Source organism: Paenibacillus sp. FSL L8-0641, assembly GCF_038006265.1.
GTDB classification, from domain to species: domain Bacteria; phylum Bacillota; class Bacilli; order Paenibacillales; family Paenibacillaceae; genus Paenibacillus; species Paenibacillus polymyxa_D.
In genome coordinates, this window is the sequence record NZ_JBBOUW010000001.1 from 3,954,445 (window position 1) to 3,977,285 (window position 22,841).

The 22,841-nt window shown below is 46.5% G+C and carries 18 protein-coding genes and 1 pseudogene; 7 read left to right on the forward strand and 12 right to left on the reverse strand.

Translation table 11 applies throughout. The features are described 5' to 3' along the window. Positions 1 to 436: 436 nt before the first annotated feature. The 3 genes and pseudogenes from MKY16_RS17870 to MKY16_RS17880 form a co-directional block, all read right to left on the reverse strand. Positions 437 to 2,062: pseudogene (locus tag MKY16_RS17870) on the reverse strand (S8 family serine peptidase). Positions 2,063 to 2,581: 519 nt separating this feature from the next. After that, a complete protein-coding gene (locus tag MKY16_RS17875; protein WP_029515646.1) occupies positions 2,582 to 4,363 on the reverse strand; it encodes a SulP family inorganic anion transporter in 1,782 nt (593 codons plus the stop codon). Between the two features lie 29 nt (positions 4,364 to 4,392). Next, positions 4,393 to 4,722, reverse strand: coding sequence for an ArsR/SmtB family transcription factor (locus MKY16_RS17880; protein WP_013311437.1), 330 nt, complete (start codon positions 4,720 to 4,722; stop codon positions 4,393 to 4,395). A 546-nt stretch (positions 4,723 to 5,268) separates the two neighbouring features. Here MKY16_RS17880 and MKY16_RS17885 point away from each other — a divergent pair. From MKY16_RS17885 to MKY16_RS17895, 3 genes are all read left to right on the forward strand, one after another. Further along, positions 5,269 to 6,726, forward strand: coding sequence for an RtcB family protein (locus tag MKY16_RS17885; RefSeq protein ID WP_340956468.1), 1,458 nt, complete (start codon positions 5,269 to 5,271; stop codon positions 6,724 to 6,726). Position 6,727: 1 nt separating this feature from the next. Continuing rightward, positions 6,728 to 8,008: an AAA family ATPase gene (locus MKY16_RS17890; RefSeq protein WP_029515648.1), complete on the forward strand. Its 1,281-nt coding sequence runs from the start codon at positions 6,728 to 6,730 to the stop codon at positions 8,006 to 8,008. A 262-nt stretch (positions 8,009 to 8,270) separates the two neighbouring features. Further along, positions 8,271 to 9,425, forward strand: a complete 1,155-nt coding sequence (locus MKY16_RS17895) for an MFS transporter (RefSeq protein WP_069012512.1) — start codon at positions 8,271 to 8,273, stop codon at positions 9,423 to 9,425. A gap of 120 nt (positions 9,426 to 9,545) precedes the next feature. On the opposite strand, the gene MKY16_RS17900 is transcribed toward MKY16_RS17895, so the two are convergent. From MKY16_RS17900 to MKY16_RS17910, 3 genes are all read right to left on the reverse strand, one after another. Beyond that, complete coding sequence (locus MKY16_RS17900) at positions 9,546 to 10,298, reverse strand: amino acid ABC transporter ATP-binding protein (RefSeq protein WP_029515650.1); 753 nt, start codon at positions 10,296 to 10,298, stop codon at positions 9,546 to 9,548. Positions 10,299 to 10,312: 14 nt separating this feature from the next. Further along, on the reverse strand, positions 10,313 to 10,981 hold the full coding sequence (locus MKY16_RS17905; RefSeq protein WP_029515651.1) for an amino acid ABC transporter permease: 669 nt from the start codon (positions 10,979 to 10,981) through the stop codon (positions 10,313 to 10,315). Positions 10,982 to 11,054: 73 nt separating this feature from the next. Next, the gene (locus MKY16_RS17910; RefSeq protein ID WP_340956471.1) at positions 11,055 to 11,906 is read right to left on the reverse strand and encodes an amino acid ABC transporter substrate-binding protein; all 852 of its coding nucleotides are present in this window, start codon (positions 11,904 to 11,906) and stop codon (positions 11,055 to 11,057) included. A gap of 279 nt (positions 11,907 to 12,185) precedes the next feature. Here MKY16_RS17910 and MKY16_RS17915 point away from each other — a divergent pair, with 279 nt between their 5' ends. Further along, positions 12,186 to 13,487 carry an MFS transporter gene (locus MKY16_RS17915; RefSeq protein ID WP_340956473.1) on the forward strand — a complete coding sequence of 434 codons (1,302 nt, stop codon included), beginning with the start codon at positions 12,186 to 12,188 and terminating at the stop codon, positions 13,485 to 13,487. A 118-nt stretch (positions 13,488 to 13,605) separates the two neighbouring features. Here the strand turns inward: MKY16_RS17915 and MKY16_RS17920 are convergent, their stop codons facing one another. Then, positions 13,606 to 13,863 carry a GlsB/YeaQ/YmgE family stress response membrane protein gene (locus MKY16_RS17920; protein WP_013311445.1) on the reverse strand — a complete coding sequence of 86 codons (258 nt, stop codon included), beginning with the start codon at positions 13,861 to 13,863 and terminating at the stop codon, positions 13,606 to 13,608. Between the two features lie 297 nt (positions 13,864 to 14,160). On the opposite strand from MKY16_RS17920, the gene MKY16_RS17925 reads away from it, so the two are divergent. Further along, entirely contained in the window at positions 14,161 to 14,424 is a 264-nt protein-coding gene (locus tag MKY16_RS17925; RefSeq protein ID WP_238437904.1) for a YkgJ family cysteine cluster protein, read from the forward strand. Between the two features lie 36 nt (positions 14,425 to 14,460). Further along, positions 14,461 to 15,411, forward strand: coding sequence for an acetylxylan esterase (locus MKY16_RS17930; protein WP_069012508.1), 951 nt, complete (start codon positions 14,461 to 14,463; stop codon positions 15,409 to 15,411). A 129-nt stretch (positions 15,412 to 15,540) separates the two neighbouring features. Here MKY16_RS17930 and MKY16_RS17935 read toward each other — a convergent pair whose 3' ends face one another. Next, positions 15,541 to 15,864, reverse strand: coding sequence for a DUF3817 domain-containing protein (locus tag MKY16_RS17935; protein WP_029515655.1), 324 nt, complete (start codon positions 15,862 to 15,864; stop codon positions 15,541 to 15,543). Positions 15,865 to 16,015: 151 nt separating this feature from the next. Here MKY16_RS17935 and MKY16_RS17940 point away from each other — a divergent pair, with 151 nt between their 5' ends. Then, positions 16,016 to 17,020, forward strand: coding sequence for an LLM class flavin-dependent oxidoreductase (locus MKY16_RS17940; RefSeq protein WP_029515656.1), 1,005 nt, complete (start codon positions 16,016 to 16,018; stop codon positions 17,018 to 17,020). 330 nt (positions 17,021 to 17,350) lie between these two features. Here MKY16_RS17940 and MKY16_RS17945 read toward each other — a convergent pair whose 3' ends face one another. The 4 genes from MKY16_RS17945 to MKY16_RS17960 form a co-directional block, all read right to left on the reverse strand. Beyond that, entirely contained in the window at positions 17,351 to 18,964 is a 1,614-nt protein-coding gene (locus MKY16_RS17945) for a cellulase family glycosylhydrolase (protein WP_340886173.1), read from the reverse strand. 404 nt (positions 18,965 to 19,368) lie between these two features. Continuing rightward, positions 19,369 to 19,620: a hypothetical protein gene (locus tag MKY16_RS17950; RefSeq protein WP_039273050.1), complete on the reverse strand. Its 252-nt coding sequence runs from the start codon at positions 19,618 to 19,620 to the stop codon at positions 19,369 to 19,371. Positions 19,621 to 19,848: 228 nt separating this feature from the next. Then, the gene (gene dhaK, locus MKY16_RS17955; RefSeq protein ID WP_340956474.1) at positions 19,849 to 21,609 is read right to left on the reverse strand and encodes a dihydroxyacetone kinase subunit DhaK; all 1,761 of its coding nucleotides are present in this window, start codon (positions 21,607 to 21,609) and stop codon (positions 19,849 to 19,851) included. Position 21,610: 1 nt separating this feature from the next. Then, on the reverse strand, positions 21,611 to 22,744 hold the full coding sequence (locus tag MKY16_RS17960; RefSeq protein WP_069012504.1) for a glycerol dehydrogenase: 1,134 nt from the start codon (positions 22,742 to 22,744) through the stop codon (positions 21,611 to 21,613). Positions 22,745 to 22,841 lie beyond the last annotated feature (97 nt).

The following is a 22,841-nucleotide window of genomic DNA, read 5'->3' on the forward strand; positions in this document are numbered from 1 at the left end:
ATATAGAGGCACAAAAATATTTGGTTGTTCATAGGTGGTGGTACTTCATAGGTGAGTTTACAATCCTAATAGGAAGCGATGAAATTCAGTAGAAACCAAGGAGAAAAAGCAGGAGAACTTCGAAGAAAAACATGTTATATCATTACAATTTATATTAAAAATTGATATATAATCATATATTATGGAATAGTATAAAGTTATCAAAACAGATATACAAGTCATTTTTTTGCATTTTTCTTGAAATTCTATGACTTTTATATTCTTTTATGTACGAAAACCCCTTTTTGCGGCTACGTAATAGTGCATTACACGGTTAACAGGTGTATGCAATCTCTGTACGAGCCGCTCAAAAGGATTTATGGGGGTCTCTCTTAATCCTATCTTTCGCTCTATATCTTGTTCATTGGAAGTCGCTTATGGGATTTTTGCAAACTCCTCACTTAAGTACGGAGTTCACCGCAGCAAGCGCGTCGATCAGACCGTATCCGTAACCATTATTTGGTGAAGTCCGATACTGGCTGTCAGTCAGCGGCGTCGCTGTTTTCGAAATCACATCCTCCAGTTGATCCACCGTCAATGATGGTTTGGCCTGAAGAAGCAGTGCCACCAATCCGACTGTATGCGGACCTGCCATGGAAGTACCGTTCCATCCCCCCTCATAAACTCCGCCAGGTACAGAAGAACGAATGTTTACACCAGGAGCCGAAATTTCAGGTTTCACTTCGCCATAAGGAGAAGGACCGCGCAGCGAGAAGCTGGCCAGCTTGTTGTTAACGTCGGTGGCCCCTGTGGCATAAGCCTCCGGCAAATTCGCCGGATTGGCTACAGACCCAGGTCCGCCCGGATTGGACAGTGTTGTGTTGCCTGCGGAGAACTCAGGGAAAATCTGAGCCGCTCTCCACGCCTTGGTGACTGGACGATACCATTCATCCAGGCCAGGTCCACCGCCCCAAGAGTTATTCACCACATCCGGTGCAAGCTCAGGGTGCTTTTTACCGTTTTTTATCTACAGGAGCAAGAATCCATTGTCCACCGTCCAGTAAGATGGAGTCGGTGGTATCTGGATTGAATACTCGAACCGCAATCCATTTGGCGCCAGGAGCAACACCGATTTCATTCGTACCGTTGCTGTCCGAGCCAACGCTTGTACCCATCGTATGTGTACCATGTCCATTTGAATCAGTTGGCAGCGATGCTCCATCAACCGCATCATACCAGCTCAGTTCTGGATTCACGACCTGACCGGAAGCATTCAGACCACGCCATTTTCTTTTCAACGCCGGGTGAGTATATTCAACGCCTGTATCCAGATTGGCGACAACAATGCCTTTGCCGTCAATGCCTTTGGCCCAAACCTGTGGTGCTTTGATTTTAGAGATATTCCACTCGACACGGCTTGGCGTTACCGCATCCTTATATACGGATTCTTCCACCGATTTTTGCGCATTCTCTTCCGTCACAGCCGTATCTACAGCGGCCTGATCTGCAACCACTTGGTCAGCTGTAGATTCCTCAACCACAGGCTGGGCATCCTTATCTATTTCTACCTTTTGCAGTTCCCGCTTTTCATCCGGTAAAATTTTGTCGATCTCAGGAAGTGTGGCCAGATTATCCATGACCTCTTTGGTGCTGGTGACCGCAAAAGCGTTCACGATAAAGTAACTCTTGTACTTTTTGACGCTTCCGTTATTAACTTCTTTCTTTAAGTATTCTTCCACGGATTGTTGCGTTTTTTCTGCTGTATCCATGAGAGAGTTCACAACTGTTGTACGTACAGAAAGCTTAGCAGCAGCGGGTGAAATCTGCTCTGCAGAGGCCTTTTGGAAAGCATGCTTGGCAACGGACTCCGTATCCACCTGATCCTTCAATTTAACCAGATAGGTGACATACTCACTGGCACTGAATTGTTGGTTCAGCTTGGCTGAAACCTTGGCGGAAATGGTTGATCCTCCTCTGAGGTGGTTGTGCTGGAATCCCCATATACCGGGGAAATTAGAGAAAAGGCAAGAAGAGCGGTAAAACTGACCGACAGCGTCTTTTTGATATTTTTCGACTTAATCAATACTTTCCATCTCCCTTTACTTGGTTTTTTAATTCTCAAGGACAACCTTCCGGACAGCTACGTCAAAAGCTCACAAGATAGCCTCTGGTACTCACCTCCTTTAAAAAATATAGATTCCGCCGGGGTGAAATCCATAGATCATCATTCTGAGGTGAACAACCCTTGGTGCAGACCGTAAAAAACGAGCATCGGGTAGAAACAGGTGGACAAGTTTGAAAATGATAAGTGAAAAAAATGAAGAGAAAGGTAGGATAAGAAATTTAGAAGTAATCGAGGAGGTTAATGTGCAAGTATTAAAATACAATTTAAAACAAAAGAATGAAACATATGGTATCTTTTGAATCTAGTATAGTGTCATAAAATCAGATATTCAAGCATTTTTTTGAATTTTATTCCTTTTTTCCTTGAAGAAAAGAAAAATCTCTTCCATTTTCGAAGCAAATGCAAGTCTTCATTGTGCACTTGGTTTCGGAGATCAGAAGAGATTTTTCGACATTCAGCAAGAAACTTAAAAGAGTGTTATCTGCCGCTATTTACAGGTATGGGAACCGAGACGGCTCCATCTGGAAAGGATGATTTGGTTGGCTGCGGTCTGCGGCACAGACTCGTACATTCTCGGAAAGCCATTTGCCTGCATCCACAGCAATGATCCTGATTCACCAGTGCAAGAGCAGCCGTAAGGGCCTCTCCTGTGTGTTCAAAAAAATGCTTTTGTCCAATCATGTCGTAGCATCCAGTTTTCTGTAGTAATGCCAGCGGTTGAGGCTGGAGTCCGGAAACAAGCACTGTCCCGCCAGACTTCCGGTATTTCTGAATTAATGCAGTAAAGTTACCTTCTCCCGTCATATCCATAAAAGGAACCTTTCCCATACGTAACAACAAAATCCCTTGTAGGTGATCAGTCCGGCCTCCCACACCTGAGTTTTCCAATACCGAGGCTGCACCGAAAAATAGAGGGCCTTCCACATTGTAAATAGCCACTTGTGGACAATCATGCTGATCTGTGACCATATGGGCGCCTACTTTTTCATGTTTTACAGAAGGATCAGGAAGTACCTTGTCTACTGAAAGTGTACTGCTCATACGTTTAACAAACAATACAACCGCTAGAATCAGGCCTACCTCCACAGCCGTTGTCAGTGTCGTAAAAACCGTCAGCAAAAAGGTGACAACCAGCACAATAGAATCCGCTGTCCGCGTTTTGAGAATGTGCGCAAAATGCTTGCGCTCACTCATATTCCACGCTACTACCATCAGCACCGGAGCCATACTGGCCAACGGAATGTTAGATGCGTAAGGTGCAAAAAGCACCAGAATGAGGAGCACCACGAACCCATGTACGATGCCTGACATAGGAGAAACAGCACCATTACGGATATTTGTGGCGGTGCGGGCAATTGCACCTGTCGCAGGAATACCGCCGAACAGCGGTGTCAGCAAATTAGCAATCCCTTGTCCAACCAGTTCACGATTGCTGCTATGCCGGGCTCCCGTCATACCGTCAGCTACCACCGCTGAAAGCAGAGATTCAATAGCTCCCAGCATTGCAATAACAAGTGCTGGCGGCAAGAGTTTCACGATCAAATCCCACGTCACCGCAGGAATATGTAGCTCAGGCAAAGATGCTGGAATTGCGCCATACGCAGAGCCAATCGTAGCCACCTGCCCTGGAAAAAGTAAAGCTGCCACCAGCGTTGACAAGAGTAGACCAACCAGTGATCCGGGTATCTTGGGCCATTTTTTAGGCACCAAAATAAGCGCGGCAAGACAGATACAAGCCGTCAGGATACTATACACATTCAGTGAAGGAAGTCGATGGATGAGCTCTGCCATGGAAGGCAGAAAAGTTTCATGCCTCTCTACCCCGCGCAAGCCGAGAAAGTTAGCAATCTGACCACTGAATATCGTCACGGCAATTCCGGCCGTAAAGCCAATCGTTACTGGCTTGGGAATAAACTTGATCAATGCCCCCAGCCTGAGTACACCCATTAAAATGAGCATAATGCCCGCCATAAAACCGGCTATGAGTAAGTTCTCATAACCGTATTGCATGACAATAGCTAGCAAAATCGGAATAAACGCGCCTGTAGGTCCTCCGATCTGGAATTTGGATCCTCCCAGCAGCGAAACCAAAATTCCCGCAACAATGGTCGTATACAGCCCATATTCCGGCTTTACTCCTGATGCAATGGCAAACGCCATACCGAGTGGAATCGCCACAATCGCTACAATACTTCCGGAAATGAGATCCTTTCGCAAAGCCCCTGCGTTATAGCCTTCGAACCTTCCTATCCACTTCATTCCTGTAACCCTTCTTTTCTGTAATAGCATTACTTCTCGTTACGTATACCTTCCAACAACGAGATAGCTTCGACCAAATGATTGTCAAAAATCCGTCGCGCCACTGCAAGCAGCTCCGTCAAAAGCGGATCACGTAGTGAATACACAACCGATGTACCTTCCTTGAAGCTGTTCACCAAATTTTTGGCTCGTAAAACGGCCAATTGCTGCGATACGGCAGAACCTTCAGAACCGAGCGCAGTCTGCAGCTCGTTCACATTCCGTTCCCCTTCACTCAGCACCTCCAAAATGCGGATGCGCAGAGGGTGAGCCAATGCTTTGAAAAAGTCGGCCTTAAATTTCTGGAGATCTCCTTCCATGCCTGCTCCGTCCCCCTCACAGAATTGTCCTATAAACGATCAACAATATCTGAATATTTGAATATTTAGTACAATAACAGCTTCGGGTCAATTGAACTATGATGTTACTCACACTTCACCATGAGTAAAGTCACATTTTTCCACACTTCTACCTTTCAGGGGTTGACAGCTTCCACAGGTTTCCATTAACATAGCAATTAACTTTAAGAAAAGGGGGCCGACAGACATGACCGTGCTTTACATGATAACGACAGACAGGCAGCATGATACAACCACATATTTGAGTTTTCGTCTCATCGGCCCCGTTCGGGCGACATGATGGGTGATATCACGCTGTCTGACGGCGTGATTAGCCAGGCTTTTTTATTTTTTTATGCTATTGGAAGAACAAGTTATTTTACGTATTTATGATGTGTTGATCATAAAATGTAATAACACTTTCGGTGCAAGAAGCCGTAGACGACAAGTCTGCGGCTTTTTTTGTTTTTTAAATCTTTTTATGCAAGTATTTATGAATTTACTTGAAGAAGGGAACTACCCATTTATATGAATATACAACATACAACCGACTCGTCCTTGCATGAAGGACCATACAGCCATCTGATGAAGCTTCCGGCAGGTGATCTAACCGTCTATGCTTCTCAGCAACTTTTCTCCTCACTGGATTACAAAGTGTTCGAGATGGCTAATAACAATTTACAAATTCCAGGTATCCGCTATATGGGATACACACCAGATGTACATGTAGGCGTCGGAACCTGCATCGGTACGACTGCTGTATGGGGAATGGAGGATGGTTACGTATCTCCCTCCATCGTCGGCAGTGATATTGGCTGCGGCATGCGCGTACACCTGACCAATCTGCACAAGGATGCTTTGAAGGAAACCAAGCTGCGCCGTAAGCTGGTCAAAACCATCGACAAATATTTGCCCATGGAAGCCCACCAACGCGGGCATTATTCGGATATCCGACTGGAGCATATTGTACGCAAGGGTCTACACGGCTTACCCAACAAATATATTCCGGACAGCTACACTCCTAAGAAATCCACCTCACTCACCCATGTAGAGCACAGTAAGTTCTCCTTTGACGAGGAGGTGCTGAATCTTGTCGAAGACCGTACATGGCACCGGGCTCACCGACAGCTCGGCACACTGGGTGGAGGCAATCATTTCGTCGAAATTCAGGCGATTGAAATCGCGGAGGAAAACCGTGAAACAGCTGAAGCTTGGGGGATGTTCGACGGTCAGGTGGCTGTGATGATTCATTCTGGATCGCGGGCTTGGGGTGGAGCAGTCAGCCAGTCTAGTTCATCTGCCATTTCCAAGACGATGAGCCGTCTCGGACTCGGTACCTCTGACCCGAGACTGGTATTCGCACCGCTGGACCATCCCGAAGCTGCACATTATGTCGATATGATGTATTCAGCGCTGAATTATGCCGTGGTGAACCGACATCTTATCGCATATTCCGTGCGTGAAGCCTTTCGCGATGTCTTTGGTACAAAGTGCGAGTTGCGTACTTTGTACGATCTAATGCACAATTATGCTTGGGAGGAATCCCATCCGGATCACGGTAGTGTGTTTGTGCATCGTAAAGGTGCTACGCGTGCTCTTCCAGCAGGACACCCCGACAATCCGCGGCCTTATCAGGCGACAGGGCATCCGGCCCTGATTCCCGGCTCTATGGGAACAGCCTCTTATATTATGGTAGGCTTACCGGGCGGTCAGGATAACTTCCACTCCATTTGCCATGGAGCAGGCCGTATTCGTTCGCGTTCTGCGACCAAACGACTCGTCAGTGTGGACGATTTTGCAGGGGCCCTGGGTGTAGGGACAGACGACGAAATTGTGGTCAATCAGGCATCACTGGAAAGCATTATCGACGAATCTCCGCAAGCCTACAAAAATGTAGATGATATTATCGAAAGTGTCACCGGGGCAGGACTCGCAGCAGTTGTAGCCAAATGCAAGCCGCTAGCTGCCCTGAAAGGAGCCAAATAATTTGAGTATAGACATCCCAGCTATTTATGAATTTGATGAACGTACAGATGGACGCATTACCGGTTATGCCGCTTATGCCCGTCTGATCGACGGTATCAGTGAAGCACTCTATAACCGCTATGGCGTAAAATACGTGCTGTATGCCAGCGATGATCCCAATATTGAGTATTGGGATCTGCTGGAGGAGGATATTCGTTCAGGCAGTCCCGACCTGGAGCATGTGGCACGGGTCTTCGATCGTTTGGAGGAACGCACCATCCAGTATGACGATGACGGGCCGACTCCTGAATACGGCGTGCATCTGTCGATGCGTAATAATGTATTCGCCTATCCCAAGTGGGGCATCGCGCTGGCGCGAGTTCCCTTTTTCCGTGATAATGGCGTGTACAATGAAGATTACGTATTTGCGATAGGCGACCAGGAGCTGCAAGGCTTCCTCGCGGGAGTACGCGGTCGTGAACGTAAGCAGAATATGAAGCGTGTCACCGTGTTTACCGACACAAGCCGTGGACTTTCTCGGCAGGCAGAGCCGATAACCCGCGCAATTACGCGAGATGACGTGATTTTGAAAGCGGAAATCAAACGGGATATTTTCCGATCACTTGATCAGTTTTTTGAAGCGGATCGTACCTTCTATCAGACTTATAACATTCCTTACAAGCGCGGCATTCTGCTATACGGCCATCCGGGCAATGGTAAAACAACACTTGTAAAATCAATTGCCAGCAGTGTACCGGGTCCGGCAGCCTACTGGCAAATTACGGAGTATACAACCAGTGAATCGGTCAAAGAGGTGTTCGAGGCGGCTACTCGCCTGGCTCCGATGGTGCTGGTCATTGAGGACATTGATTCCATGCCTCAGGAGGTGCGTTCTTTTTTCCTGAATACCCTCGACGGTGCTACATCCAAGGAGGGCATCTTCCTGATCGGAACGACCAATTATCCCGAAAAAATCGACCCGGGTCTGATGAACCGGGCAGGGCGTTTCGACCGGGCTTATGAAATCAGTTTGCCTGACGAAGCGCTGCGACTGGCATATCTCAAGTTGCGTAACTTCCTTGTTTTTGCAGGAGAAACGGGTACACAGAAGGCGGCAGCCATGACTGACGGGTTTTCGCTGGCACAGCTCGGAGAACTTTATGTCAGCACGGCTCTGGAGTGGCATGAGCAGGGAAAAGCCGATATTGAACTGATTATCAAAGGTATGCGAGGCGAGCTCGATAAGAGCCGTAAGCAGGACTGGCTAAAAAATGTGGCCGAAGGACGAGTCGGGTTCTTCTGATTTATCCTTTCATTGCCTTATCAAGAAATTTATGTTACGTTGATAAACAATAAAGTATCGAAAGGGTGACCTTAAGCCAATGATCTACTAATCCTATTCCACCAAAGAAAAAAATCGTAATCTTACGAATTTTCTGGATAGGATTAGTGTAGGCTTTTGGGTATTAACGATAAGAGCATTGCTTCTTTGACGGGAGCAGTGTATCTTCTTGTTCGTATGTCTGCCTCCTATCCAGAAACCAATGGATAAGGAGGTTTTTTGCATGAAAAGAATACTTGGGATTCTAATGATTAATATCTTCATTGTTATGGTGGGCGTGGGTTTAATTACCCCCATCCTGCCGGAACTGATCATTGAGTTTGGAGCCAGTGGGCGGGCAATCGGTTTATTGGTAGCAGCCTATGGCATAACGCAGTTCCTGCTCTCTCCCCTGACTGGACAGCTGTCTGATCGATATGGGAGAAAAGTTTTTATCCTCGTAGGTGTCATTGTTTTTGCTGTAGCTAAATTTATCTTTGCTATCGGAGATGAATTATGGATGCTGTATACCTCAAGACTTCTGGAAGGAATGGCAGCAGCCTTGATTGTTCCTCCTATGATGGCATATGTAGCGGATATTACAACAACCGAAGAACGCGCCAAAGGGAACAGCCTGCTCGCCGCAGCCATGTCATTCGGATTTGTTATTGGACCTGGATTGGGTGGTCTTCTTGCAGGATATGGAACGAGAGTGCCGCTTTACACAGCGACAGGTGCTGCTATAGCTGCTGTTATTTTTTCAGTGTTTTGTTTGCCTGAAAGTTTATCGAAAGAGCAAATGAAAGCAGCACGGGCAAGAATGATTCAGAAGGAATCTATTTATAAACAATACGCGAGATCATTGAAGTCAAAATATACAATGCTCTTTGTACTTGTCCTGGTGATGACCTTTGGACTCGCTAATTTTGAATCTGTTCTTGGTTTATATGTAACGAACCGCTTCCAATTCTCGCCGCAAAATATTGCTGTCATTCTGACCGCAGGTGCTGTGATCGGAGTCGGTATGCAAGCATTAGTTGTTGCTAAAATAATCAATAAGTTTGGTGAACAAAGAGTGATCAAAGGATCGCTTCTTTTCACCTCTGTTGCTTATATTTTATTTCTCTTAGCCAAAGATTTCTGGAGTATCTTCCTTGTCACTTCCCTTATTTTCTTTGCCACAGCTATGCTTCGTCCAGCTCTTAATACACAATTATCGAAGATGGCCGGGAATGAGCAAGGATATGTAGCTGGTATGAATAATGCCTATATGAGTGTTGGGAATATTTTAGGCCCTACTCTAGCGGGTTTTTTATTGGATGCAAATCTGTTCGCTCCATTTATAGCAGGCTGTTGTATTCTGTTGATTACTTTTTTGCTTACATTAAAAATGAAATAAAAGAGGACAACTGATGAGCAAAAGGCAGCTACGGGTGCAAGGCTTTATTTTTGAAATGCCCGGCTGTAGCTGCCTTTTATTCAGTCTAAACGCTTATTTTAATAAATACTGTATTTCCCTTTATTCCACTTCCCCGCTCAGACGATTCAAAAACTGAATAGCCCGTGGACTGGTGGGCTGTTCCAGAACCTCATGCGGCGTACCCTGCTCAACGATTACACCCTGATCCATCAAAATCACATGGTCTGCGACCTCGGCTGCAAACTTCATTTCATGGGTAACAATGACCATCGTCATCCCTTCGGCAGCCAGCTGTTTTATAACCTTGAGCACTTCGCCTACCAACTCGGGGTCAAGCGCGGAGGTCGGCTCGTCGAACAATAGTACCTCAGGTTCGACCGCCATTGCCCGGGCAATACCGACACGTTGCTGCTGTCCTCCTGATAACTGATGCGGATAGGATTCGGCTTTATCAGCCAACCCCACTTTTTTAAGCAACTCCAATGCACGTTTGCGCGCTTCGTCCTTGCTCTTTTTCTGAACCGTGACTTGTCCCTCCATCACATTTTGTGCTGCTGTCATATGTGGGAAAAGGTTGTAGGATTGAAACACCATCCCTGTCCGCTTGCGCAGCGCCAAAATATTTTCTTGCCGGAGCTTCGTTCCTTTCGCAAAATTCAGTGCAATATCCCCTGCTTGAATCTCTCCTTGGTCAGGAATCTCCAGCAAATTTAAGCAGCGTAAAAACGTTGTTTTACCAGAACCGGAAGGACCGATGATAACAAGCACCTTCCCCTTACCCAACGTTACGTCAACACCCTTAAGCACTTCCAGCGAGCCGAACGATTTGTGTATATTCCGAATTTGGATCACCGGTACAATCTCCTTTATCTGACGGAAAAACGGCCTAGTCGCTTCTCCAGGTAATTTTGCAGCACAGTCAAAATAGTGCTAAACAGCAGATAAATAACCCCCGCCTCGGTATACACCAATAGCGGTTCGTATGTGGTAGCTACAATCTGGTTAGCCGTTCTGAACATTTCCACATAGGTGATGGTCGCAGCCAGTGAGGTATCCTTCACCAAGCTGATGAATGAATTAGCCAACGGAGGTACGGACACACGGGATGCTTGCGGTAGCACGATACGTCGCAATACTTGCCAGCGCGTCATCCCCAGGGAGTATCCCGCCTCCCATTGGCCTTCCTGAATAGATATGATAGCCGCACGTATAATTTCAGAGCTATAAGCCCCTACGCTGAGGGTAAAACCGATTACTGAAGCAATAAACGGGTCCAATGTAATACCCACGGAAGGTAAACCATAGAAAATAATATACAACTGCACCAGCAACGGAGTTCCTCGAATCACCCATACATAGAAGCCGAAAATCAGCTTGAGTATTCTCCATTTGGACAGACGGGCTAACGCTGTAATCAGCGCCAGCACGAGTCCCAGAGCAAAGGAGATAAGCGTGAGCGGAATCGTAAAAGAAACCCCTGCTTTTAGCAGAGGCAATAATGAATCCATAATGATTTGTATTTGGCGATCATCCATTGTACAGACATCCTTTGAAAAGATAGGTTTGAGAAGATTCGGTTCGCCTTGGCGAACGTTTGGTCTTCATTTATTATTTGGATACGTCGGCTCCAAAATATTTCTCGGAAATTTTCAGATACGTACCGTCAGCCTTCATATCAGCCAACGCTTTGTTTACTTCCTTGATCAAATCTTCGCTGCCTTTATTGAATACAGCTGCGCTGTGTGAAGCATCTGGAGATTCGTCCACCTTTTTGATGGGTGCGTCTGGCTTTTGCTTTTTCAGATCGAGATAGGATAATCCATCATTGACGGTCGCATCCACCCGTTTGGAAGTGAGGAGGTCAATGGCTTGGTTGAATCCCTCTGTTGCCACAATTTCCGCACCGTTGCTTTTCGCGATTTGAGTCAGGTTGCTGGTCAGGGATTGCCCGGACTTTTTCCCTTTTAGATCAGCAAATTTATGGATGTCTGTATTGTCTTCGCTTACGATCAGAACTGCCTTGGAGACAATGTACGGATCGGAAAAATCATATTTTTGCTTGCGCTCGTCTGTAATGGATACTTCATTGAACACTGTGTCAAACCGCTTGGAGTTCAACCCTGCGAATATGCCGTCCCATTGCGTCTCGATAAACTCCGGTTGTACACCCAGGCGTTTGCTCACTTCAGTCGCAATATCGACATCGAAGCCCGTCAGTTTACCAGCAGCATCATGGTAGGTAAACGGAGCATAGGTGCCTTCCGTGCCAATTCTTAGCTTGCCGCTTGCTTTTACAGATTCAAGAGTAGCTGTAGCAGTGGTATCTGCTTTTCCATTATTAGATCCGTTTTCTCCGGTAGATGCATTATTGGTACTGGCGCCTTTATCGTTGTTCCCGCAGGCCGAAACCAGCAATGCCATCACGAAGAGTACAATCGGCAAAAAACTAAATTTTTTCATGGTATCCACACTCTTTCCCTTTTCTTGATAACCTAGCACGCGGCTGGTCATTGAATAGTACATCATTCATTTTCACGCGTCAATGCTTTTATCCAATAATCCCTATGAAAAAGGTAAGTTATATATTTTTGTGGCCTAAAGTTATTCTAGGTTGACTCTTTCATTGGCAGGTTATTCATTATAACTCCCCTCACAGCAACTTTTTCTGTACCCTCACGTTTGAGATTTCGTATAATAGGTTTTAATATGCAATTTAGAAATATGTACCGGAGTGTGATCATGGATACCCAGAATTCAACCTTATCCTCTACTTCACCTGAAGGCAGTCCCTCGGCCTGGGCTACTTTCACTTCACCCTTAAAACAATCCAAAGCGTTCACCTTGTTGTGGCTTGGACATTGGATCGCAATGTTGGGGAGCTCAGTCACCACAGTCATTTTGCCACTGGTTATCTATTCCCTAACAGGCTCGACTACTATCATGGGACTGGCGATGACGGTTTATATGCTGCCTAATGTACTTATTCTGCCTTTCGCAGGAATGATTGTGGACAGAATTGACCGAATCCGTCTCCTTCTGTTTACGAATATCGCCCGGTTTGGGCTGATGTTCATTGCGGCCGTGCTGATGTTTACGGGCGGGATGAAATTGCCGTTTCTATTCGTTGGCCTAGCGTTATACGGATTGATGGACGGTATCTTTAATCCCGCTTATTCTGCCTTACGTGCACAGGTGTTCACACCGGACATACGCAATGCAGCCAACGCGCTTAGCCAGATTAGTATACAAGCCGTCCGTCTACTTGGTCCTCCGTTAGGAGGCTTCATTGTATCTTTTTCCTCACCGGGTGTGGGCTTTGGGCTGGATTCTATCGCTTATCTGATATCTTTTGCCTGTTTTTGGATGCTGAGCGCTCATTTGGCCTCCATCATCGGCAAAGGTCAGGTAGATCCAGAACAGCAAGATCAGGGGGGACAGCATTTTCTCAAGGATTTTATCGCAGGCTTTACCATTCTCAAAAGCCATCCTTGGCTATGGATTACGATTCTTGCCTTTTCATTCATTAATATTTGTTATTCAGGCATTATCGCTGTACTCATTCCATGGCTGTTCAAGGTTCATCATGGCTACAATCCAGTCGTATATGGCATTGCGATGGCAAGTAGCGGTATTGGCGCCATGTTGGGGGCCTTTGTGTATGGATCACGCAAGCATTGGAAGCATCGTGGCCTGCTCGCTTACTTAGGAGCTTTTGTCAGCGGTCTTGCTTTACTACTGTTGTCTGTAGTCACTTGGATGCCAGGACTGATTATGAGCATGATGATCGAAGGGTTTGGCATTATGATATTTGCGATTATCTGGGAGACGAGCCTTCAGGAATTAGTCCCAGCCGAGTCTTTTGGACGTGTAGCTAGTCTGGATCTAATGTTTTCCTTTGCCCTGCTCCCTGTCGGCTATCTGGCAGTAGGTGCTGTGGCGGATAAGCTTGGTGGTATGTTCACCATGGGTATGTTTGCAACCATCGGCATGTGTATCGTGCTAGGCGTTCTGAGTGTTCCTCATATCAGGCGTTTTCAATAGGACTTTTCCTCAAAAAAAAGCTGCTCCCACAGGTTCATTTGCGAACCTTGCGGAAGCAGCTTCTTTCCATTTTAGCCTTGTGCCCCATAGGGGCTAGTCTATTCAATGATTCGTAAAGTTAGCCTCTAGTCCGTCCAACGGAACGGAAGATCAAGCTTACAATCACGACCAGCACAATCGCACCAATTAATGCAGGAACGATGTAGAATGATCCGATTTCAGGACCCCAGTTTCCCAGAATCAAGCTACCCAACCATGCGCCGATAAAACCAGCGATGATGTTACCTATCACGCCACCCGGAACATCACGACCTGCAATAATTCCTGCCAACCAACCAATAATACCACCAACAATCAATGCCCATAACCAACTCATTTTGCGTCACCTCGTTTAAGTTTTTATCGTTGTGTTCTATTATTAACCACTCGAACTCCTTTTGAACACACAAAAGACGATTGGTTAATATTACCACAGTATGGAACACTGATTTAGGGACTTGATACCATCTTACGTGCCTCTACGACTATTTATACCCCTTGTGTGAAAAGTGTGTCTCATATGCGTTTATCCTTGTATTCCTGCTTTTTTTGTGCCATCCTCACATTATGGCTTCATCAATGTCACTTCATGCATAAGTTACAAAAATAACAGATTATTAAGGAGTGACCCCAACTGGAGTGTCGAGTAGGATGTGCCGCGTGCTGCATTGCCATTACGATTTCTTCCCCTATTCCCGGCATGCCAGATGGAAAACCAGCTGGTGTTCCTTGCCCTCAGCTAACTTCCGATTACCGTTGCCGATTGTTTGGCAAACCTGAGCGCCCAGTTGTATGCAGTGGGTTCCATGCTGATGAGGATACGTGCGGAAGCACTAATGAAAGAGCATATCAGCTACTGAGAGAGCTAGAGGAGTCAACTTTACCGGGTAAAACTTAAGGAGAAGTTCATTCTATATGAAGGAGAATTTTGATTATGAATGTTATTGAAAAAAGAATTGCCGAATTGAAGCAATATCGACCCGATCTTACCGCCCCGAAGGATATAGATTTATTCTGGGCCAAAACACTGGAAGAAGTCCACGCCAAACCTGTACATGCGTTCAAAACTCTCGTAGAAACGCCATATCCTCATATTCTTGCCTACCGGGTTACTTTTGAGGGTGTCGATGATACGCCTCTGCATGCCTGGTATGTACGCCCCCGATTTGCCGGAGATCAAAAGCTGCCATGTATCGTTCTGTTTCATGGCTATACAGGCGGAAAAGGCTATCCTGAAGATTATTCCTCCTGGCTTATGCTTGGCTTTGCTGTATTGGCAGTAGATGTACGTGGTCAAGGTGGAGAAACGGGAGACCGTCTGGGTGATGCTCATGGTACGGTTAAAGGCTGGGTAACGAAAGGAATATTGGACAAAGATACCTGCTACTACAAAACGATTACAACTGATGCCCTTAGAGCCGTAGATTGGGTAGCGGAGCAGTCGGATGTCGATTCGGCTAAAATCGCAATCAGTGGCGCCAGTCAGGGCGGCGGACTTTCATTAATGGTGGCTGCGCTCAGCGATAAAGCTGCTATTACAGTAGCAGATATCCCCAATATGTGTCATATGGATTTTGGTATGATGAATTCTACCAGTTCGCTGACGGAAGCAGCTGAATTTGCTAACCGATTTCCGGAGCATTTGGAGCAGGTGCTACATACATTAAGTTATTTTGACGTGATGAATCTTGCTCATCGTATTCGTATCCCGATCATGGTATCGGTAGGGTTCAAGGATACTGTGTGTATGCCAGAGACGATTTTCGCCGCTTATAACCGTATTGAATCACCGAAAACGATTGAAATTTATCCGTTTACCGGACATTGGGTTGAAGGCTTTCAAAGACGTAAAACAGTTGAATTTTTAGTGCAGCATTTTTCATAATTCCTCCGGTGCACAAAAAAAGAACACCACGCATCAACCTGCGTAATGTTCTTTTCTGCTGCATCGGGGCCAGTCCCGCTTACGCCAGACAAACTCCTCGACAACTCACACAAAACAAAACTTCTAAGATTACGATGCAGCTCGCTGTTCTGCTGCCGAATCCCCTGTCCATTTTCGCACCCAAACAAAATCCATAATCATCAGACCAAACGGAATGAAGGAGGCAAACATAATAAAAAGAGGCCGCCGTATAGACCAATGCAGTGCTGTTTTCCCATAGATCAAAGCAACGAGGAGCAACAAAAAGCTCACCCGGTATATGTTACCAATCACCATAACCGCCTGGGCCATGCCCGCTGCTTGCAGCGGCTGGTGGGTGAATAGTATCGCCAAATAAGCTATAGCTTGAATCCAGAGCATGAGTCGGACACGCCCTAAAGGTGTTCTTAACACAATTTCAATCCCCTCTCCATTAGCAAGGATGTACTCTCATCCTTTACACATCCTTTATTATAACGAAAAGGTCCCCAAACTCCAACCTATCCATTTTGAATTTTGACCTAGTGAGTTGTGTCTGATAGAGTTGTGTAAGAGGTGATTATAAATGCTTAAACTGGGTATACTGGACCAGTCTCATATTCCTGAAGGCGGTACTGCTCAGGATGCATTATCCAATACAACAGATTTAGCCCGCGAAGCTGACCAACTGGGGTACAGCCGTTATTGGGTATCCGAACATCATGCTTCCAAAACACTAGCGCATTCCAGCCCTGAGGTGCTGATTGCGCATTTGGCTGCTCACACATCACGCATTCGTGTGGGTTCAGGCGGTATTATGCTGCCACACTATAGCGCGTATAAAGTCGCCGAAAACTTCCGTTTGCTGGAGGCACTCCATCCAGGACGTATCGACCTGGGAATAGGACGGGCTCCCGGCGGTTTACCGCTTGCTACTCGCGCCCTGCAGGAAGGCAAGTACCAATCTGTCGAACAATATCCACAGCAGATTCTCGATTTAATCGACTACTTCCATGATTCGGTGCCTGACAATCATCGGTTTGCCGGTCTTCATGCCTCCCCGATGATATCGACCGTTCCTGAATTATGGTTGCTCGGCTCCAGCGGAGAGAGCGCCCGATTGGCCGCGATGATGGGGGCCTCCTATGCCTTTGCCCAATTTTTCGGGACTCCAGGCGGTGTAGAAGCTACTGCACGTTACCACGAGCAATTTCAGCCTTCGATCCTGGGTGATAAGCCCCATTCCATGGCGGCAGTTACGGTGGCCTGCGCTGAAACCGAAGAAGAAGCTGAGCAGCTGGCGTCCAGTGCTAGTTTGTATTTCCTTTTGCTCATGCAAGGTAAAGAAATGAGTTCTCTTCCGTCGGTGAAAACAGCAATGTCCTATCCATACACAGAGTTGGATCGTGAGCGGCTGCGTCAGTCCGCAGCATGGCGTGTTGTTGGTACCCCTGAACAGTGTAAGGAACAGCTACTAAGACTGGCTGAGCAGTATCGTACCGATGAGTTACTGGTCGTTTCATCCATTCATGACTTTGATAAACGTGTTCAGTCCTACCGTCTGCTGGCCAAAGCTTTTGATTTGGTATAGACAGCCGTTGAACGGAGGCTGAGCTTCAGAAACATAAAAAACCCCCGCCAGCCTATAATGGCAACAGCGGGGGTTTGTCGTAAGACGGGTTCATTGGAACCAACCCATCTACACTATGGAAGTAATTCAAGCACTACAAAAGTCTAACACCATATGGTACTTTAGTAGTATACACATCGAAACTAAAGTTCCAGTTGTTACCTCCTAAAGTTCCAGTTCGTATATACCAAAGGCGCATATTCTATACTCCAAACCTTGGAAAAATTGCACCCAAAAGTCCCATTCTTTACTCATTCCGATAAAGTTAATAACGGTTAAATTCTAAGGTTCCTAAGGTTCTATACCCCAAACCAGCTTACCCTGCTGATATACAGTGCCATGGTCCCAGTCTGCAAATGCTTTTTGGGTAGCACCATAGGAGTAATCGTTGGTCTCATCAAAATTGCTCCAATTTGCAGCATGAATACGGGGTTGAATTTCTCCGCTTTCCCCACCGGGCTGAATCGTTCCGGCTCCATCTGTGAAAGAAATCTCCACATATTTATCAGCCTTGGCCTTTGGATTCGGCAATGTTACAAAAGTTGCTTTTACCTTCTCATTGCCAATCCTGGCCCAGTCTACAAAAAACTGCTGAGCTTGTTTGCTTTCATCTGTGTAATAGTAGCGAATTTTTAGATCGCTCAACTTCACAGCTGTTTTCCCTTTATTTTTGATATTAAATTCAGGACGGATTGCGTTATCCTTGGCATTTGTGTCACCGGTGCGATACTGTAGCACAATTCCTTGATCGTTACTGCCTGGTGTACTTCCTCCGTTGTCGTTATCGCCGCCGTTGTTGCCACCACCGTTATTACCGCCAGTGTTGCCATCTCCGCCGTTATCCCCACCGTTGTTTCCGCCTCCACCAATGTTGCTGGAGCCTTCCAGAATCGCCTGTTTTACGAATTTTCCAGAAGCGGACAATTGTGAATCAGGCCATCCGCCCTTACGGTCAGCACCAGACATCAGCGCAGCAGAGGTCTCATTTTTATCTGACAGCGACCAGTTAGTCCAACTGATTCCACGGCTAGCCAGAAAATCAGTCCATACTTTGGATTCATTCAGGAACGGACCACCGTTACCCGAAGCATCGCTTGTACCCCACTCGGTAGCAAATATGCCCACGCCTTTGTTCAGTGCATAATCGACCCGATCGCGCAAGAATTGTCCATGCGTACCCGCATAGAAATGTACGGTATACATTGTATTCTTGTCTGGAAGTGGATGGTCTGCTGCATCATGTACATCCTGACTCCATGTGCCTGTTCCTACAATAATAATATTGTCCGGGTCCTTAGCGCGAATAACCTGAGATACCTCAGACGCATAAGGTCGGATTTGATTGTTCCAGTTCACATTTCCATTCGGCTCATTGGCAAGTTCATAGATTACGTTAGGTAAATGGCCGTACTGAGTTGAAAATTCATTAAAGAAAGCTTTGGCTTCATTTTTATGAATGTTCGGATCGCCATCTGAAAGAATGTGCCAGTCGATAATGACGTACAAGCCCAGTTTCTGTGCTACCTCAATCGCTTCTTTCACTTTATTTTTCAAAGAAGGATTGGCGATATAACCACCTTCTTCAGTGTACAGTGCAACCCGAAATACGGAAATGCCCCAATCGTCCCGTAGCCATTTCATAGAGTCCTGATTTACCAGATCCCCAAACCATTGGACGCCGTGAGAGCTAATACCTTTGAGTTGCACAGGTTTACCGTTTTTATCCACCAATTTACCATTCTTTACTGAAAGTTGTCCGTAACGTTCCACAGGTGTCGTCCCAGCAGCCTCTGCTGTTTGCGTATTCCAGTTGAATCCGTTCGTTAACGTTAATAGTAATACTGCTGTTAGCATCACCGCTACTCTTTTTGCGATCCTTGACAGGATCCATTGCCCATTCATCATTTACACATTCCTTCCTTTTTATAAAGTAGATAAGACTTATCAGTACGTTGTTCTCTGCTCTTTTACCCCCTCCTTTATACAACAAGAGGATCAGGTCCAAACATCGATGTCACTTACCTGTATATGGATGATACTACTATTATAGTTAGTTCCATGTTACATTTCGACTTTATGATAGAAAATGAACAGGAAGTCACGGTTTTGGGATGTGTTCTACTTGGTTGGCTACTATGGAGTACTAAAGGGACAAAAGACTCATTTACTAATTGCAAAATTCGGAGAATTTTAGTTATTTTAATAAAAAAAGACCGCTTCCCGTGCCTTGGCTCGGTAGCAGTCTTATAGATGATCTTATATGTGATCGAATAATGTTACAAATATCGTCTTAACGTATGATCTCCCTATTACCCCTGAGCAGTTGCTTGAGGTTCTTTGGTCGTCTGATCTTTCTTCATATCGCCGCCATCCGTCGCTTGCTCTGTCAGTACAGTCTCAGATGAGTTACCTATTACCTTGTCAATAAGTTGTAGCCAAGGTTCTTCACTACCTCCACAGCTCTCAATATCACCGAGCAGGGACTCTAGCGTGGTTCCTTCTTCTGGCAAATCAATAACTAAACTGTCTTCGTCAACTTGGATGGTGCAGCAGGTTTTCATTGTAAATCCCTCGCTTAATTCATATTTGAGCATGCAGTAAGCTAGCTCAGATGGGATGAACTCCCATGGATTCCGGGATAAGCCCGTTGAATCCGTCTGAAATTATAAACCTAATGCACATCAATTGCAATGAACAAACCTTGAATTTTTAAGAATTAGCGAGTGGTACGGGCAGGAATGGAAACCTAAACGAAGTGTTCGTGCCAGCAATTTTGGATTTATAGAAAATCAGTTCAAACAATCAGCAAGCTCCGTAAAAATCACGCCAAGCGCATAAGCCCCCGCGTCTGGATAACCAAGGCTTCTCTCTCCTACCGTTCCGGCACGGCCCATACGCGCCACGATGTCTTCCGTCTTTTTGGCCCCTAATACAGCGGCTTGAGCACCACTTACAAAGGCTGTCTTCACGTCAAAATCTAATTTTGCGCTCTCCAACCAGCTATCTGTACATGGCACTAATGCATCTATAAGTGTTTTATCGCCAACAACGGCTCCTCTGCCGAAAGAACGTTCGCCTGTTGATTGTATGCCTTGCACCACAGCCTGCATCATATCTGCGAATTCGGAAACGGTGAGTTCGGTTCGTTCGCCAGCAGATCGTGCCGCTGCGCGAAATGCTGAGCCCCAGATCGGACCCGAAGCGCCACCGCAGTATTCCATGATGACGAGCGAGCATGAATGAAGAAAGGCTCCCATCGTCAAAGAGTCTTGATTCAGAATGTCTCTCCATTCCCGTTTCAGCTGACGAAATCCCTTAGCAACGCTCATGCCAAAGTCGCCGTCGCCTGCATGAGCGTCAAGATCGCAGAAAGGTACCTCATTCTTGATGATAACCTCACTCATCTTATCGACTAGGTAGGTAAGATTGTTCAACGTAACTTTGTTGTTCTCAATAACTGCGAAGGCAGGGTCCGTTTCCACCTCAAAGGATACTTGCCGCTTTTCGTCTGCTACAGTTGAAATATCCGTGAATACGACATGATCAACAGGTCCAGCCACCTTGAACGCAGGCGCGTTACTTTCATGGGAGAGGAGCGTTTTCAGTTCGTTGTCCAGCTTCATGATGGAAACCGAGATACCTGACATATCGATACTCGTCATATAATTGTTGACAAAAGTGCGATCAATCTTGATCCCCTTCGCTGCTAGTTCGCGAGTAACCGAATGGTTGAAGAGGTACAGTTCTTGCAAAGGAGTACCGCCGAAACCATTGATCAATAAGGCGATTTCTCCGCTGAAGCCAGTTTCAATCTGCATGTCTCGAAGGAGATCGGTTACCATTCTGCCTGCCAACGTATCCGCATCCGTCAGCTTCTCGCGGCTGGTCCCAGGCTCGCCGTGAATGCCGACGCCGTACTCGATTTCATCATGCCCGAGCTCTAATGTTGGCGTGCCCTTCGCCGGCACGGTACACGAAGTCAATGCGAATCCGATACTGCGTACATTCGCAGCGGCTTTCTCGGCTACTGCTTTAACTTCCGCCAGACTCCGGCCCTCTTCCGCCGCTGCACCCGCGATCTTGTGGACGAGTACCGTTCCCGCCACTCCGCGCCGTCCGACTGTATATAGGCTGTCTTCTACCGCGATGTCGTCCTCAACCTTTACATAGTCCACTTCCAGACCGTCTTCAGTGGCCAGATGGGCGCCGTTTCTAAAGTTCATAATATCGCCGCTGTAATTTTTGATAATCAGCAGCGCACCTTTTTTCCCGGTCGTCGCTCGGATGGCCTGATATACTTGAATTTGTGAGGGAGAGGCGAAGACATCACCGCAGACCGCGGCATCGAGCATCCCTTGGCCAACGAAGCCGGCGTGGGCGGGTTCATGCCCGCTGCCACCGCCGCTGATGAGCGTTACTTTCTCCGCGTTCAATTCCTTTTTCTTGAGCACTTTGTATTTTGGCAGAAATTCCAACTCAGGATGCGCGAGCGCAATACCACTGCACATCTCAAGAACCAAATTTTCCGCACGGTTGATGACCTTTTTCATGCTACTTTACCTCCGCTTTGTACTGGCTCCCGATACGGTTGGCCGCAGCGATTGCCGCTGCAACCTGCTCCACTGTGACCGGAAACGGCATGGAATGAATCGATTCCTCCAGAATGCAGGCCTTTGCAGCTACTTCCATGAGTTCTTCCTGACTGATATGATCGACGCCGATATCAGCCAAGCAGACCGGTAAACCGACGGCTAAACAGAAATCAAGTACCTGATGTAATTCTTCCGTCGGTGCGTTTTCGAGCACCAGCTGTGCGATCGTGCCGAACGCAACTTTCTCTCCATGATAATAATGATGCGTGCCTTCCAAAATCGTGAGTCCATCATGAATCGCATGGGCCGCCGCAAGTCCGCCGCTCTCGAAGCCGAGGCCTGAGAGTAAAATATTAGTTTCAATGATATTCTCGAGTGCTTGCGTAACCTGGTTTTCATCACATGCCGCTTTTGCTTTGGCACCGTCTTTCAACAGCATTTCATAGCATAGCGTTGCAAGTGCAATCGCCGCATTTGTACCTACTGCTGGCGCACACTGTCCTTCGCGTACTCCGTTAGGCAGTCCGGCATTGACCCTGGAGTAAGAACGGGAGGTCGCACGGGCTTCAAAGTAAGTTGACAGTGCATCACCCATACCTGATACAAGGAATCGGGTTGGTGCATTGGCAATTACGGTGGTGTCGACTAATACGACACTCGGACTTTGCTTAAAATAGGCGTAATCGTCGAAAGCACCTTCCGGAGTGTACAGAACGGCCGAGTGACTTGTCGGTGCATCTGTCGCAGCAATCGTCGGACAGATGATAAGCGCTTCCCCTTGAGCTACGCATTTCGCCGCGTCGATCGCTTTCCCGCCGCCAAGACCTACGATACAATCGCATCCGTTTGCAGTAGCAATTTCCTGAAGTCTGGATACTTCCTGTCTGGAACACTCACCCATAAAACCGCTTTCAATAAAAGTCACGTTATATTTACCCAAAGTGGAATCAAGTTTATCTTTTACCCGCGCCACGTCGGCAGGATGCGCAATCAGTAAAGCGGATTTGCCGAAGGTGCTCACATAGTAACCCAAATTCAACAATTCATTTTCACCTTGTACATATTTGCTTGGGCTGATAAAAGCTTTTCTCATCTATAATTCCTCCTTATGATTGTGTTGGCTTCGTTCTGATTAAAACTATAACCGAACCATGTAAACTTTACATTGGAGGAATCAAGGAATATATTAT